The 11,432-nt window shown below is 35.3% G+C and carries 21 protein-coding genes; all 21 read left to right on the top strand.

Features of this window, described 5'->3' with window-relative positions; all coding sequences use genetic code 11:
• Positions 1 to 2 precede the first annotated feature (2 nt).
• On the top strand, positions 3 to 380 hold the full coding sequence (gene rpsH, locus ACT8VG_RS02945) for a 30S ribosomal protein S8 (RefSeq protein ID WP_444195166.1): 378 nt from the start codon (positions 3 to 5) through the stop codon (positions 378 to 380).
• A gap of 24 nt (positions 381 to 404) precedes the next feature.
• On the top strand, positions 405 to 950 hold the full coding sequence (gene rplF / locus ACT8VG_RS02940; RefSeq protein ID WP_117458135.1) for a 50S ribosomal protein L6: 546 nt from the start codon (positions 405 to 407) through the stop codon (positions 948 to 950).
• Positions 951 to 977: 27 nt separating this feature from the next.
• The gene (gene rplR / locus ACT8VG_RS02935; RefSeq protein ID WP_022425047.1) at positions 978 to 1,334 is read left to right on the top strand and encodes a 50S ribosomal protein L18; all 357 of its coding nucleotides are present in this window, start codon (positions 978 to 980) and stop codon (positions 1,332 to 1,334) included.
• Positions 1,335 to 1,349: 15 nt separating this feature from the next.
• A complete protein-coding gene (rpsE, locus tag ACT8VG_RS02930) occupies positions 1,350 to 1,925 on the top strand; it encodes a 30S ribosomal protein S5 (RefSeq protein WP_117458136.1) in 576 nt (191 codons plus the stop codon).
• Positions 1,926 to 1,938: 13 nt separating this feature from the next.
• Positions 1,939 to 2,127 carry a 50S ribosomal protein L30 gene (gene rpmD / locus ACT8VG_RS02925; protein WP_022425045.1) on the top strand — a complete coding sequence of 63 codons (189 nt, stop codon included), beginning with the start codon at positions 1,939 to 1,941 and terminating at the stop codon, positions 2,125 to 2,127.
• Positions 2,128 to 2,139: 12 nt separating this feature from the next.
• A complete protein-coding gene (gene rplO, locus ACT8VG_RS02920; RefSeq protein WP_006505641.1) occupies positions 2,140 to 2,580 on the top strand; it encodes a 50S ribosomal protein L15 in 441 nt (146 codons plus the stop codon).
• A 1-nt stretch (position 2,581) separates the two neighbouring features.
• Positions 2,582 to 3,880: a preprotein translocase subunit SecY gene (secY, locus tag ACT8VG_RS02915; RefSeq protein WP_117458137.1), complete on the top strand. Its 1,299-nt coding sequence runs from the start codon at positions 2,582 to 2,584 to the stop codon at positions 3,878 to 3,880.
• A gap of 22 nt (positions 3,881 to 3,902) precedes the next feature.
• On the top strand, positions 3,903 to 4,556 hold the full coding sequence (locus tag ACT8VG_RS02910) for an adenylate kinase (protein ID WP_444195165.1): 654 nt from the start codon (positions 3,903 to 3,905) through the stop codon (positions 4,554 to 4,556).
• Complete coding sequence (map, locus tag ACT8VG_RS02905; protein ID WP_022425042.1) at positions 4,556 to 5,338, top strand: type I methionyl aminopeptidase; 783 nt, start codon at positions 4,556 to 4,558, stop codon at positions 5,336 to 5,338. Before ACT8VG_RS02910 ends, map begins: the two co-directional genes overlap by 1 nt.
• Complete coding sequence (gene infA, locus ACT8VG_RS02900) at positions 5,319 to 5,543, top strand: translation initiation factor IF-1 (protein WP_006505645.1); 225 nt, start codon at positions 5,319 to 5,321, stop codon at positions 5,541 to 5,543. Before map ends, infA begins: the two co-directional genes overlap by 20 nt.
• Positions 5,544 to 5,569: 26 nt before the next feature.
• On the top strand, positions 5,570 to 5,683 hold the full coding sequence (gene rpmJ / locus ACT8VG_RS02895) for a 50S ribosomal protein L36 (protein WP_006505646.1): 114 nt from the start codon (positions 5,570 to 5,572) through the stop codon (positions 5,681 to 5,683).
• 25 nt (positions 5,684 to 5,708) lie between these two features.
• Positions 5,709 to 6,074 carry a 30S ribosomal protein S13 gene (gene rpsM / locus ACT8VG_RS02890; protein WP_022425041.1) on the top strand — a complete coding sequence of 122 codons (366 nt, stop codon included), beginning with the start codon at positions 5,709 to 5,711 and terminating at the stop codon, positions 6,072 to 6,074.
• A 15-nt stretch (positions 6,075 to 6,089) separates the two neighbouring features.
• Positions 6,090 to 6,479 carry a 30S ribosomal protein S11 gene (rpsK, locus tag ACT8VG_RS02885; RefSeq protein WP_006505648.1) on the top strand — a complete coding sequence of 130 codons (390 nt, stop codon included), beginning with the start codon at positions 6,090 to 6,092 and terminating at the stop codon, positions 6,477 to 6,479.
• Positions 6,480 to 6,532: 53 nt separating this feature from the next.
• The gene (locus ACT8VG_RS02880; RefSeq protein WP_022425040.1) at positions 6,533 to 7,477 is read left to right on the top strand and encodes a DNA-directed RNA polymerase subunit alpha; all 945 of its coding nucleotides are present in this window, start codon (positions 6,533 to 6,535) and stop codon (positions 7,475 to 7,477) included.
• A gap of 21 nt (positions 7,478 to 7,498) precedes the next feature.
• Positions 7,499 to 7,861 (top strand): 50S ribosomal protein L17, encoded by a 363-nt coding sequence (gene rplQ, locus ACT8VG_RS02875; protein WP_006505650.1) that lies wholly within the window; start codon positions 7,499 to 7,501, stop codon positions 7,859 to 7,861.
• A gap of 183 nt (positions 7,862 to 8,044) precedes the next feature.
• Positions 8,045 to 8,395 carry a hypothetical protein gene (locus tag ACT8VG_RS02870; protein WP_187012195.1) on the top strand — a complete coding sequence of 117 codons (351 nt, stop codon included), beginning with the start codon at positions 8,045 to 8,047 and terminating at the stop codon, positions 8,393 to 8,395.
• Between the two features lie 14 nt (positions 8,396 to 8,409).
• Positions 8,410 to 8,754: a hypothetical protein gene (locus tag ACT8VG_RS02865; protein WP_230310135.1), complete on the top strand. Its 345-nt coding sequence runs from the start codon at positions 8,410 to 8,412 to the stop codon at positions 8,752 to 8,754.
• Between the two features lie 167 nt (positions 8,755 to 8,921).
• Entirely contained in the window at positions 8,922 to 9,446 is a 525-nt protein-coding gene (locus ACT8VG_RS02860; protein WP_444195164.1) for a hypothetical protein, read from the top strand.
• Between the two features lie 61 nt (positions 9,447 to 9,507).
• Positions 9,508 to 10,386 carry a MurR/RpiR family transcriptional regulator gene (locus ACT8VG_RS02855; protein WP_444195163.1) on the top strand — a complete coding sequence of 293 codons (879 nt, stop codon included), beginning with the start codon at positions 9,508 to 9,510 and terminating at the stop codon, positions 10,384 to 10,386.
• A gap of 40 nt (positions 10,387 to 10,426) precedes the next feature.
• The gene (locus ACT8VG_RS02850) at positions 10,427 to 11,257 is read left to right on the top strand and encodes an energy-coupling factor transporter ATPase (RefSeq protein WP_444195162.1); all 831 of its coding nucleotides are present in this window, start codon (positions 10,427 to 10,429) and stop codon (positions 11,255 to 11,257) included.
• Positions 11,233 to 11,432, top strand: a 200-nt coding sequence (locus tag ACT8VG_RS02845; protein ID WP_444195161.1) for an ATP-binding cassette domain-containing protein, incomplete at its 3' end; no start/stop codon positions are given. The genes ACT8VG_RS02850 and ACT8VG_RS02845, both read left to right, overlap by 25 nt.

Below are 11,432 nucleotides of genomic sequence, written 5' to 3'. Positions count from 1 at the left end.
CAATTGCAGATATGTTAACTAGAATTCGTAATGCGAATCAGCAGAAACATGAAACTGTTTCTATCCCTTACTCAAACCTAAAGAATGATTTAGCAAACATCTTAAAGAATGAAGGTTTTGTTACTGACTTCGTAGTAAATGAAGAAGGAAATCATAAGAATATTGTTATTACATTAAAATATAAAGGTAACGAAAGAGTTATCACTGGTTTAAAGAGAGTTTCTAAACCAGGCTTACGTCAGTATGCTAAAGTAAACGAAATTCCTAAAGTATTAAATGGTTTAGGTATCGTAGTATTATCTACTTCTCAAGGACTTATGACTGATAAAGAAGCAAGAGCTAAGAATATCGGTGGAGAAGTATTAGCTTATATCTGGTAATAAAATTATTTAGGAGGTCAAACAATGTCTCGTATTGGTAAAAAGATTATTATCGTACCTGAAGGTGTAAACGTAGACGTTGCTGCTGATAACACTGTCACTGTTACAGGTCCTAAGGGAACTCTTACTAGACAGTTCTCTAACTTAATTACTATTGAAGTTAATGGTAATGAAATTGAATGTAAGAGACACAGTGAAGAAAAATCAAACAAGCAGTTACATGGTACAACTAGAGCTTTACTTGCAAACATGATCGAAGGCGTTAAAGATGGTTTCTCTAAGAAACTTGAAATCGTTGGTATCGGTTATAGAGCTCAGATGCAGGGTAATAAATTAGTAATGAATATTGGTTATTCACACCCAGTAGAAGTTGAAATCGAAGAAGGTGTGAAAGTTGAATGTCCATCAGCTACTGAAATCACAGTATCTGGTATCTCTAAAGAAAGAGTTGGACATGTCGCTTCAGTAATCAGAGCTTGGAAGAAGCCTGAACCTTATAAGGGTAAAGGTATTAAATATTCTGATGAACATATCATCAGAAAAGAAGGTAAAACTGCTGGTAAGAAGTAGTTATAAACTAAGGAGGAAAATCGAATCATGGCAAAGAATGAATCACGTAACGTTATCCGTTTAAGACGTCATGCTAGAGTTCGTAATAAGATTTCTGGAACTCCAGAAAGACCACGTCTTAATGTGTTCCGTTCAAACTCTCATATTCATGCACAGATCATCGATGACACTAAGGGTGTAACTCTTGTATCAGCATCTTCTGTAGACATGAAGTTAGAAAATGGTTCAAACATTGAAGCAGCTGCTGCTGTTGGTGCAGAAATCGCTAAGAGAGCACTTGCTAAAAATATTGATGTAGTAGTATTCGACCGTGGTGGATATATCTATCATGGTAGAGTAAAGGCACTTGCAGAAGCTGCAAGAGAAGCTGGATTAAAATTCTAAGAGGGAGGTCAAATAATGGAAGAACGTAAACCTAGAGAAAATTCTAGAGAAAACTCTAGAAGAGGCAATAACCCTAGAAGAAATAGAAAAAACAACAGAAGACAGAGAGCTCCTAAGGAATTCGAAACTAGAGTTGTTACTATCAACCGTGTTACTAAAGTTGTTAAGGGTGGACGTAAAATGCGTTTCGCTGCTTTAGTAGTAATTGGTGATAGAAAGGGTCGTGTTGGTTTCGGTACAGGTAAAGCTAACGAAGTACCTGATGCAATTAGAAAAGCTGAAGAAGCTGCTAAGAGAAACCTTATCACTGTTCCATCAATTAATGGTACAATCCCTCATGAAATTACAGGTAACTTCAAATCTGGTTCAGTATTCTTAAGACCAGCTGCAAAAGGTACTGGTATCATCGCTGGTGGACCTGTCCGTGCAGTAGTTGAATTAGCAGGTTACTCTGATATCTTATCTAAGTCACTTGGATCAAGAACTCCAATTAACATGGTAAGAGCAACAATCGAAGGTTTAGCATCATTAAAGACTGCTGAACAGGTAGCAGAATTAAGAGACATCACAGTCGAAAAGATTTATGGATAGGAGGAGCGTAAAAATGGCAGAAAATAAAAAAGTTGTGATTACGCTTGTAAAAAGCCCTATTGGTGGTAAAGAAAACCAGAAGGCTACTCTTAAAGCGTTAGGATTAAACAAAATGCATGCTTCTGTTGAAAAGTATGAAACAGAAACAATCAAAGGCATGATCAACGCAGTAAGACACCTAGTAAAAGTTGAAGACAAGTAGGAGGTGTAAACAATGAAATTACATGAACTCAAATACAATGACGGCGCACGTCGTAACAGAAATCGTGTAGGTCGTGGTACAAGCTCTGGTAATGGTAAGACATCTGGAAGAGGTCAGAAAGGTCAGGGCGCTAGATCTGGTGGAGGTAAGAAACCAGGATTTGAAGGTGGACAGACTCCATTATTCATGCGCTTACCAAAGCGTGGCTTCACTAATCATAATGCTAAGGAATATGCAATCATCAACGTTGAAGACTTAAATAAGTTCGAAAATGGTGCTGTTGTAGATTTAGAAGCAGTTATGGAAGCTAAGCTAGTTAAGAAAGCATTAGACGGTTTAAAAGTCTTAGGCAGAGGCGAATTAAATGTTGCTTTAACAGTAAAGGCTAGCAAATTCTCAAAATCAGCTGTAAAGGCAATTGAAGCTGCAGGTGGAAAAACTGAGGTGATCTAAGATGCTAAACTTTTTTAAAGAAGTATTTAAAAAAGGTGAATTGCGTCGTAAGGTCGTCTTTACACTAGGTATACTATTCGTATTCCGTTTAGGAGCAGGCATTGTGATTCCTTATATTGATACAAGTGCAATCACAAGCGCCGCTACCTCTTCAGGAATCTTCGGAATTATGAATATGCTTGGTGGAGGAACATTGGAGAAATTCTCATTATTTTCTTTGGGGGTTTCTCCTTATATTACATCTTCTATTATTATTGAGTTATTATCTATGGATGTTATCCCAGCTTTAGCTCAATGGAATAAAGAAGGTAATACAGGTAAAAAGAAAAAGGATAAAGTAACTCGTGTGTTAACGCTTGCATTAGCAATAATTCAAGGTGGGTCATTGACATATGCATTCGATAAGGGTTATAGTATTCTAGCGAGTAGTTCTATTTGGACATATGTTTATGTAGTTATAGTTATGGCTGCAGGTTCTATGTTCACAATGTGGTTAGGTGATCAGATTACTATTAAAGGTGTAGGTAATGGTACTTCACTATTGATCTTCACTGGTATCGTCGCTAACCTTCCAAATAGTTTTATCTCGTCTTTTAAATCAATGGTTACATTCGGAAGTGCTTATAAGACTGCAACAAGCTTAGCTTGGTACATCTTATTTGTTATCGTATATTTAGCCATTGTCGTGTTTGTTGTATTTGAAGAAGGAGCAATAAGAAAAATTCCTATTATCTATGCAACAAATACACAGACAGTCATGCATACTAAAGAATCTACTAATCTTCCAATTAAGATTAATAGTTCTTCAGTTATTCCAGTTATCTTTGCTGCATCAGTTTTAGCAGCACCAAGAACAATCATCAGTTTCATGAAGTCTACTTCTACAACTCAGATGATTGACAATATCTTGAATTATCAGAAACCTATAGGATTCGTTCTCTATATCGTTATGATTATTCTATTCACATTCTTCTATTCTAATTTACAGATTGACGCTAAGAAGATTAGTGAAGATTTAAAGAAGAGTGGTGGCGCAATTCCTGGTGTTCGTACTGGTGATGATACAAAGAAATATATTGGAACTGTCTTAAATCGTGTAACTGTGGTAGGATCTTTATTCCTAGCAATCATTGCATCTATTCCAATCATCGCTCCAGAAATCTGGAAGATGACATCAAATAATGCATTGTCTCTAGGGGGTACAGGATTGATTATCGTAACAGGAGTTGCGTTAGAAACTGTAAGAGCAATAAAAAGTATGTTGACAAGAAGAGAATATCATGGTTATATAAGAAAGTAGCAATTAGAAGGAGGAATAGAATTTGAATATTATTCTTATGGGCCCTCCTGGGGCAGGCAAAGGGACTCAGGCTAAAAAATTAGTGGAGGAGTACGGCTTGTACCAGATCTCAACTGGTGACCTTTTTAGAAAAGCTTTAAAGGAAAAAACAAAGTTCGGGGAAATTGCTAGTTATTTTATTCAATTTGGGCTTCTTGTTCCAGATGAATACACAGTTGAAATGGTAAGGGAATTCTTAAAGGAAAATATTGATTCTTTTAAGAACGGTTTTATTCTTGATGGTTTCCCAAGAACTATCATTCAGGCTAGAGAACTAGAAAGTATCGCGAAAGAATTTGGCTTTGATATTGATGCTGTCATCAATATTGATGTGCCATCTGAAAAGTTAATCAAGAGACTTTCAGGTCGTAGAACTTGTAAGGATTGTGGAACCACTTATCATGTCGTTTTCAATCCACCAAAAACTGAAGGCGTATGCGACAAGTGTGGTGGAGAACTCTATCAGCGTCCTGATGAGAGCGAAGAAGCTGTACAGGTTAGACTTGATACTTATGAAAAGCAGACTAGACCACTTATTGACTATTATACAATGAAGGGCGAATTAACTAACGTTAATGGCGACCAGTCTATGGATGCTGTTTATGCAGATATCAAGAAAAATCTGGAGGCCAAATAATGATTACAATCAAGGATGAACGTGAAATTGACCTAATGAGACATGCTGGTCATGTTGTAGGTCTAGTTCATCAGGAACTCGCTAAATGGCTTAAACCGGGTTTAACAACAGAACAGGTATCTGATTTCTGTGAAAAGATTATAAGAAAGAATGGTTGTACACCATCTTTCTTAAATCTTTATAATTTTCCTGGTGCTGTTTGCACGTCTGTAAATGATGTTGTCGTTCATGGCATTCCCAATGGTTATGTACTTAAAGATGGAGATATTATCTCTGTGGATGTAGGTGCATGCTGGAAAGGTTATCATGGGGACTCTGCGTGGACATTTGCGATTGGCAATGTATCTCCGCAGGCAAAACATCTTATGGAAGTATGTGAACAGTCGCTTTATGCTGGTTTAGAACAAGTTAAACCAGGTAACAGAGTTTCTGATATTTCACATGCTGTTCAGACTTACCTTGAAAGTCATGGCTGCTCAACGCCTAGAGACTATACAGGACATGGCATTGGCACAGAGGTTCATGAAGATCCTAGCATTCCTAACTGGGGTGAACCAGGCAGAGGACCAAAATTAAGAAAAGGTATGTGTATTGCAGTTGAACCTATGGCGCATTTAGGCAAAGCCGAGGTTAAAGTAATGGATGATAATTGGACAGTTAAGACTGCAGACCATTCATTAGCTGCACATTATGAACATACTGTAGCTATCACTGAAGATGGCTATGAAATCATGACAAAGGTACATAAGGAGTTGATCGATTTTGGCAAAGAAGAAAGATGACGTAATTGAAGTCCAGGCAACGGTCGTAGAAACATTACCAAACGCAATGTTTAAAGTCCAGCTGGATAATGGAGTAGTTATTTTAGCTCACGTTTCTGGTAAAATCCGTATGAATTACATTCGCATTTTACCAGGGGACAAAGTAACAGTAGAAATTTCTCCATATGATTTAACACGTGGGCGAATCACATTTAGACACAAATAGATCTTCCCAAAGGAGGCAGACACAAGATGAAAGTAAGACCATCTGTAAAACCAATCTGCGACAAGTGCAGAGTAATCAAGCGTAAGGGTAGAGTAATGGTAATCTGTGAAAACCCAAAGCATAAACAGAGACAAGGTTAATTATTTTTAGGAGGAACAATAGACAATGGCTCGTATAGCTGGTATTGATATCCCACGCGATAAGCGTGTGGTAGTTTCTTTAACTTATATCTATGGTATTGGTCCAACAACAGCTAAGAAAATCTTAGCAGCTGCTGGCGTTTCTGAAGATGTTAGAGTAAAGGATCTTACAGAAGAAGAAGAAACAAAAATTCGTAAAGAAGTTGAACATATTAAAACTGAAGGTGACCTTCGTAGAGAAACTCAGTTAAACATTAAGAGATTAATGGAAATTGGTTGCTACAGAGGGCTTCGCCATCGTAAAGGACTTCCAGTACGTGGACAGAGAACTAAGACTAACGCTAGAACGCGTAAAGGTAAAGCTACTCCAATTGCTGGAAAGAAGAAGTAGTAGGAGGCAGAACAAATGGCAAAACAAGTTGTACGTGGTAAAAAACGTGTAAAGAAGAATATAGCAAAAGGTATTGCTCATGTTCATTCAACATTCAACAATACAATCGTAACAGTTGCTGATGAACACGGTAACGTTATTAGCTGGTCAAGCGCTGGTGCTCTTGGATTCAAAGGTTCAAGAAAATCTACTCCATATGCTGCTCAGATGGCTGCTGAAGCTGCTGCAAAGGCATCTATGGATCATGGTATGAAATCTGTTGAAGTATGTGTAAAAGGTCCTGGTCCAGGACGTGAAGCTGCTGTTAGAGCTCTTTCAGCTGCTGGTTTAGAAGTAACTGCAATCACTGACGTTACTCCAATCCCACATAACGGATGTCGTCCACCAAAACGTCCTCGTGGATAATTTGATTTATATTACATTTATATAAAATAAATATCTCAAAGAGGAGGGAAACAATGCAAAAGTTTGAAAAAGCAAATTTCACTGTTGATACATACAATGAAGATGAAAATTATGGTAAGTTTATCATCGAACCTTTAGAAAGAGGTTTTGGTACTACTTTAGGTAACTCTTTAAGAAGAGTATTATTATCATCTATGCCAGGTGCTGCAGTATTTGCAGTAAAAATCAATGGCGCTATTCATGAATTCTCAGCAGTTGATGGTGTCTTAGAAGATGTTACAGCTATCATCTTAAATATTAAGAAATTAGTATTCGAATTAGATTCTGATGAAGATGTAACAATGGTTATTGATGTAACTGGTCCAGCTACTGTAACTGGTGCAGATATTCAATGTCCTTCTGAAGTTAAGATGATTTCTAATGATTTAGTAATTGCTCATGTTGCTGAAGGTCAGCATTTCTATATGGAAATGTATGCTCATAAAGATAGAGGTTACATGAGTGCAGATCAGAATAAGAAGTTCGTTAACAGTGTTGACGTAATTCCTACTGATTCTATCTTCTCTCCTGTTGTTAATGTAGCATATTTAGTTGAACCAACTCGTGTTGGTCAGTCAGCAAAGTATGATCAGTTAACTATGGAGATTACAACTGATGGTTCAATTAAACCTCATGAAGTTCTTGCAATTGCTGCAAAAGTATTAGTTGAACATTTAAATATGTTCGTTGAATTAACTGATCAGGCAATGAATATGGACGTTATGAGTGAAGTACAGCAAGATACAGGTAACAAGGTTCTTGATATGACTATTGAAGAACTTGACCTTTCTGTACGTTCATACAACTGCTTAAAGAGAGCAGGAATTCAGACTGTTCAAGAATTAGCTTCTAAGACTGAAGACGATATGATTAAGGTTCGTAACCTTGGTAAGAAGTCTTTAAAAGAAGTTAAAGAAAAATTAAATGAATTAGGTCTTGGTTTTAAACCAATGGACTAAGTTTATGGAAGGAGTACACTAATGGCAAACAATAGAAAATTAGGCCGTGTATCTAGTCATAGAAAAGCTATGTTACGTAACTTAGCTACTGATGTCATCATGCATGGTAAGATTGAAACAACTGCTACTCGTGCTAAAGAAGTACGTAAAGTCGTTGATAAATTAATCACTCTTGGTATTAGAGGAGATCTTCATGCAAGAAGACAGGCTGCTGCTATTCTTCAGAATGTAGTAGATCCAGCAACTGGAAAGACAGCTGTACAGGTTCTATTTGATGATGTTGCACCTAAGTTCAAAGGTAAGAACGGTGGTTATACTAGAGTTATCAAAACTTATAACCGTAAAGGTGACAATGCCCCAATGGCAATCATCGGATTATTCTAATCACAAATCCCCTATGGTTTCATAGGGGTTTTTATTTTCCTCTATTTTGTAAATGGTATTCACAAAATCATAAAATGTAAGTGCTTCTCTTTGTCAACTAGGTTTAAAGTAGTTTTTAAATCATTGTTTATGAGTAAATATAAGACTATGATGAACTCGTAAAGAAAAGAGGAGGAAGCAATTATGAATATAGATGTTAAAAAGATTTTAGATCAGGCAAAGGACTCATATGATCGTTATTTCAAGGATGCACCAAAATTACCAGAAAACCATGGACAGGATGTAGTCTTTGATAAAGAAAAGATGAAGGAAATCATCAATAAAAAAGTAAATCAGCTTGAAGGACATGTTAATAACTTAAATACACTTAAGAAAGAACTTGAAGGTGAATCTGCAATGGTTCTTAATAACACATTCTCTAAAGATAAAGAAGAATATACTAAGACAACTGTTAACCAGATGCTTAAAGATTATGAAGAAGAAAGAAAAAGAATTGATGATTTAGAAAAGAAGCTTGATGAAATCAAGAAATAATGGAGGAAATAATTATGAACACTAACAAAATTATTGAAAAAGCAAAAGAATCTTATGATCGGTACTTTAAAGATGCACCAGTTTTCCCAGAAAATCATGAACAAGATGTAGTTTGTAATGCAGAAGAAATCGAAAAAATCATTGATAAAAAGAAAGCTCAGTTAGATGGTCATGTAGAAAACCTTAATGCATTAAAGAAAGAAATCGAAGTTACAGCAACAGATAAATTAAATAAGACATTTACTGATGATGCTGCTGAATATGCAAAGAAAGCTGTTAATCAGATGTTGGCTGATTATGAAGAAGAAACTAACAGAATTGCAGATTTAAAGAAAAAATTAGCTGCTCTTAAGAAATAATACCAGATGAATTCTGGTATTTTTTCATACTCAAAATTCATTCACACAATTTCACATTGTAAGGGAATTCATTTGTATACGTTGTTTACAATTGAAAAAATACTGTTGTCATCAAGTAAATTCTTGATTATGATACAACTGTAATCGGAAATGAGGGAGTCACTAGTATGAAATCAAACATAAAAAGCCTTCAGCAAGCTTCTTATACAAATTCCAATGACCCTCGACAAGTCAGCAAAAAGCGTCCAAAACCTTCAGTAAATCAAACTCCCACTTCCGATCACTATAATATATCTTTGCATATATTATCCACTCAGTTGAAGTGTGATGACAAAGATGAGCTTTATAAGAAGGCTATTAGTAAAGCAAAAGATTCATTCAATCGTTATTTTAATGATCAGAAACACTTAAAAGACATTGATAAGAATAACGATATACTTATAAATGTAGAAAAACTAGAGAAAACATATGATAAAAAGAAGAATCAATTAATAGGTCATATGGAAAATCTAGAAGCAATAAAAAAAGAACTAAATGAACGTGCTAAAAACAGCATAGGGCATTATTTCTCAAAAGAGAAAAATCAATACTATATGGATGAAGTCGATCATCTTTATTCTAGCTATCAAGAAGAAAAAAGACGACTGAAAGAATTTAAACAAAAGATAGAAGACTTAAAGAAAACAGCCTAAAAGCTGTTTTCTTTGCGTTTTAGACCTCTTTTCACTATAATGGGCGATAGAGGTGAAAACTATGATCATTCATCAAATTGAACAAACACATTTCAGTGATTCTGAAGCACTCATTATCCAATTTATTTTAAATAAAGGCATGGATATCAAAAATATGACTACTAAAGAGATCGCTGAAGCAACTTTTACTAGCCCTTCACTATTAATACGTATCGCAAAGAAAATGGGTTATGATGGCTGGAATCAATTCAAAAAAGCATTTCTAGAAGAATTAGAGTATATGTATGCATCTCAGGACATCGATGCGTCTATTCCGTTTCTAATAAGTGATGATATTTCTGTTATATCAAATAATATATTTAAACTACATGAAGAGACAATAGAAGATACAAAACACTTGATGAAACATGATGATCTTATGAATGCATTAAAACTCTTAAGAGATGCCAAGTATATTGATATATATACAAGACCTAATAAACAACATTTGGCTCAATCTTTTGCCCAGAAGATGTATTCTATTCAAGAACGCATCGATACTGTTATGATATCTGGTAATGACCTAGTTCAAGCATCCATGAGTAGTCCTGAACACTGTGCCATTATTATCTCTTATTCTGGTGAAACAACACATATAATCCATCTTGCGAAGAAACTAAAAAGTAAACATACACCAATTATTGCGATTACAAGTATTTCTAAAAGTACACTTGTTAAATTATCAGATGTGAGCTTAAGAATCTCATCAAGAGAAATGTTGAATACTAAGATTGGTGATTTTGCATCCACTGAATCTATTACCTGTATATTAGATATTCTTTATAGCTGTTATTTCTCACTTAACTATAAAGAAAATCTTAACTATAAACTTGGTATTGCCGGGGAAATAGATGATCAGTACTCAGAATATGAATATATTGATGAAACAAAAATAAAATGATACACTTAGAACACGTGTTTTAATAATTAGGAGGCTAACTATGGCAAATGCGGTAGACATAAATAATCTAAGTTTTGAGTACGAAGAAGGTGCCAAAACAATTGATCAAATTTCTTTTTCAGTACCTAAAGGCAGCTATACAGTTGTATTAGGTCATAATGGTTCTGGTAAAAGTACGATTGCGAAATTAATTATTGGTTTACTTGAACCAAAAACAGGTGATATCACTGTAGATGGTATCCACTTAGATGAAGAACATCTCTATGATGTTAGAGAAAAGGTAGGTATTGTATTCCAAAATCCTGATAACCAGTTTATTGGTTCAACAGTCAGAGATGATATTGCCTTTGGTTTAGAGAACCTATGTGTTCCTACAGAAGATATGGAAGATATCATTCAGACATATGCGCAAAAAGGCAACATGACTGAATTCCTAGATCATGAACCTACAAAACTTTCAGGAGGACAGAAGCAGCGTGTCGCCATTGCAGGAATCCTTGCAATGCATCCATCTATTATTATTTTAGATGAAGCCACAAGTATGCTTGATCCTCGCGGTAAGATTGAAATCAACAATCTTGTTCATGAACTCAATCAAACACAGAATATGACTATTCTCTCTATTACTCATGATATAGAAGAAGCAGCTCTTTCAGATCATGTCATATTATTAGATAATGGTCATATTATTGATGAAGGAACTCCTGAAAAAGTATTAACACAAAAGGAAGAGTTAGAACGTATTGGCTTAGATGTACCATTTGCCTATAAGATTTCTAAAAAACTTCATGATTCAGGCTATCCAATTAAACCAATCATAAATAAAGCAAAGTTGGTGAAAGAATTATGTCAATTGAATTTAAAAAAGTAAATTATATATATGGAGAAAACACTCCATTTTCATATATTGCCTTAAAGGATGTCTCTTTAAAAATCCCTCAGGGTTCCTTTACAGCTCTTATTGGTCATACTGGAAGTGGTAAATCTACTCTCATCCAGCATATCAATGCCTTTCGCTTTCAGCGCTTCGCTGATTTCACGGCTTG

The sequence above is a fragment of the Catenibacterium sp. genome (assembly GCF_052354645.1).
In the GTDB taxonomy this organism is placed as follows: domain Bacteria; phylum Bacillota_I; class Bacilli_A; order Erysipelotrichales; family Coprobacillaceae; genus Catenibacterium; species Catenibacterium mitsuoka_A.
This window is presented reverse-complemented; position numbering and strand designations above follow the sequence as displayed.

Excerpts from the sequence above, each read along its gene's own strand:
- rplF (WP_117458135.1), top strand. The coding sequence starts at position 405 with ATGTCTCGTATTGGTAAAAAGATTATTATCGTACCTGAAGGTGTAAAC.
- rplR (WP_022425047.1), top strand. The coding sequence starts at position 978 with ATGGCAAAGAATGAATCACGTAACGTTATCCGTTTAAGACGTCATGCT.
- rpsE (WP_117458136.1), top strand. The coding sequence starts at position 1,350 with ATGGAAGAACGTAAACCTAGAGAAAATTCTAGAGAAAACTCTAGAAGA.
- rpmD (WP_022425045.1), top strand. The coding sequence starts at position 1,939 with ATGGCAGAAAATAAAAAAGTTGTGATTACGCTTGTAAAAAGCCCTATT.
- rplO (WP_006505641.1), top strand. The coding sequence starts at position 2,140 with ATGAAATTACATGAACTCAAATACAATGACGGCGCACGTCGTAACAGA.
- secY (WP_117458137.1), top strand. The coding sequence starts at position 2,582 with ATGCTAAACTTTTTTAAAGAAGTATTTAAAAAAGGTGAATTGCGTCGT.
- map (WP_022425042.1), top strand. The coding sequence starts at position 4,556 with ATGATTACAATCAAGGATGAACGTGAAATTGACCTAATGAGACATGCT.
- rpmJ (WP_006505646.1), top strand. The coding sequence starts at position 5,570 with ATGAAAGTAAGACCATCTGTAAAACCAATCTGCGACAAGTGCAGAGTA.
- rpsM (WP_022425041.1), top strand. The coding sequence starts at position 5,709 with ATGGCTCGTATAGCTGGTATTGATATCCCACGCGATAAGCGTGTGGTA.
- rpsK (WP_006505648.1), top strand. The coding sequence starts at position 6,090 with ATGGCAAAACAAGTTGTACGTGGTAAAAAACGTGTAAAGAAGAATATA.
- ACT8VG_RS02880 (WP_022425040.1), top strand. The coding sequence starts at position 6,533 with ATGCAAAAGTTTGAAAAAGCAAATTTCACTGTTGATACATACAATGAA.
- rplQ (WP_006505650.1), top strand. The coding sequence starts at position 7,499 with ATGGCAAACAATAGAAAATTAGGCCGTGTATCTAGTCATAGAAAAGCT.
- ACT8VG_RS02870 (WP_187012195.1), top strand. The coding sequence starts at position 8,045 with ATGAATATAGATGTTAAAAAGATTTTAGATCAGGCAAAGGACTCATAT.
- ACT8VG_RS02865 (WP_230310135.1), top strand. The coding sequence starts at position 8,410 with ATGAACACTAACAAAATTATTGAAAAAGCAAAAGAATCTTATGATCGG.
- ACT8VG_RS02860 (WP_444195164.1), top strand. The coding sequence starts at position 8,922 with ATGAAATCAAACATAAAAAGCCTTCAGCAAGCTTCTTATACAAATTCC.
- ACT8VG_RS02855 (WP_444195163.1), top strand. The coding sequence starts at position 9,508 with ATGATCATTCATCAAATTGAACAAACACATTTCAGTGATTCTGAAGCA.
- ACT8VG_RS02850 (WP_444195162.1), top strand. The coding sequence starts at position 10,427 with ATGGCAAATGCGGTAGACATAAATAATCTAAGTTTTGAGTACGAAGAA.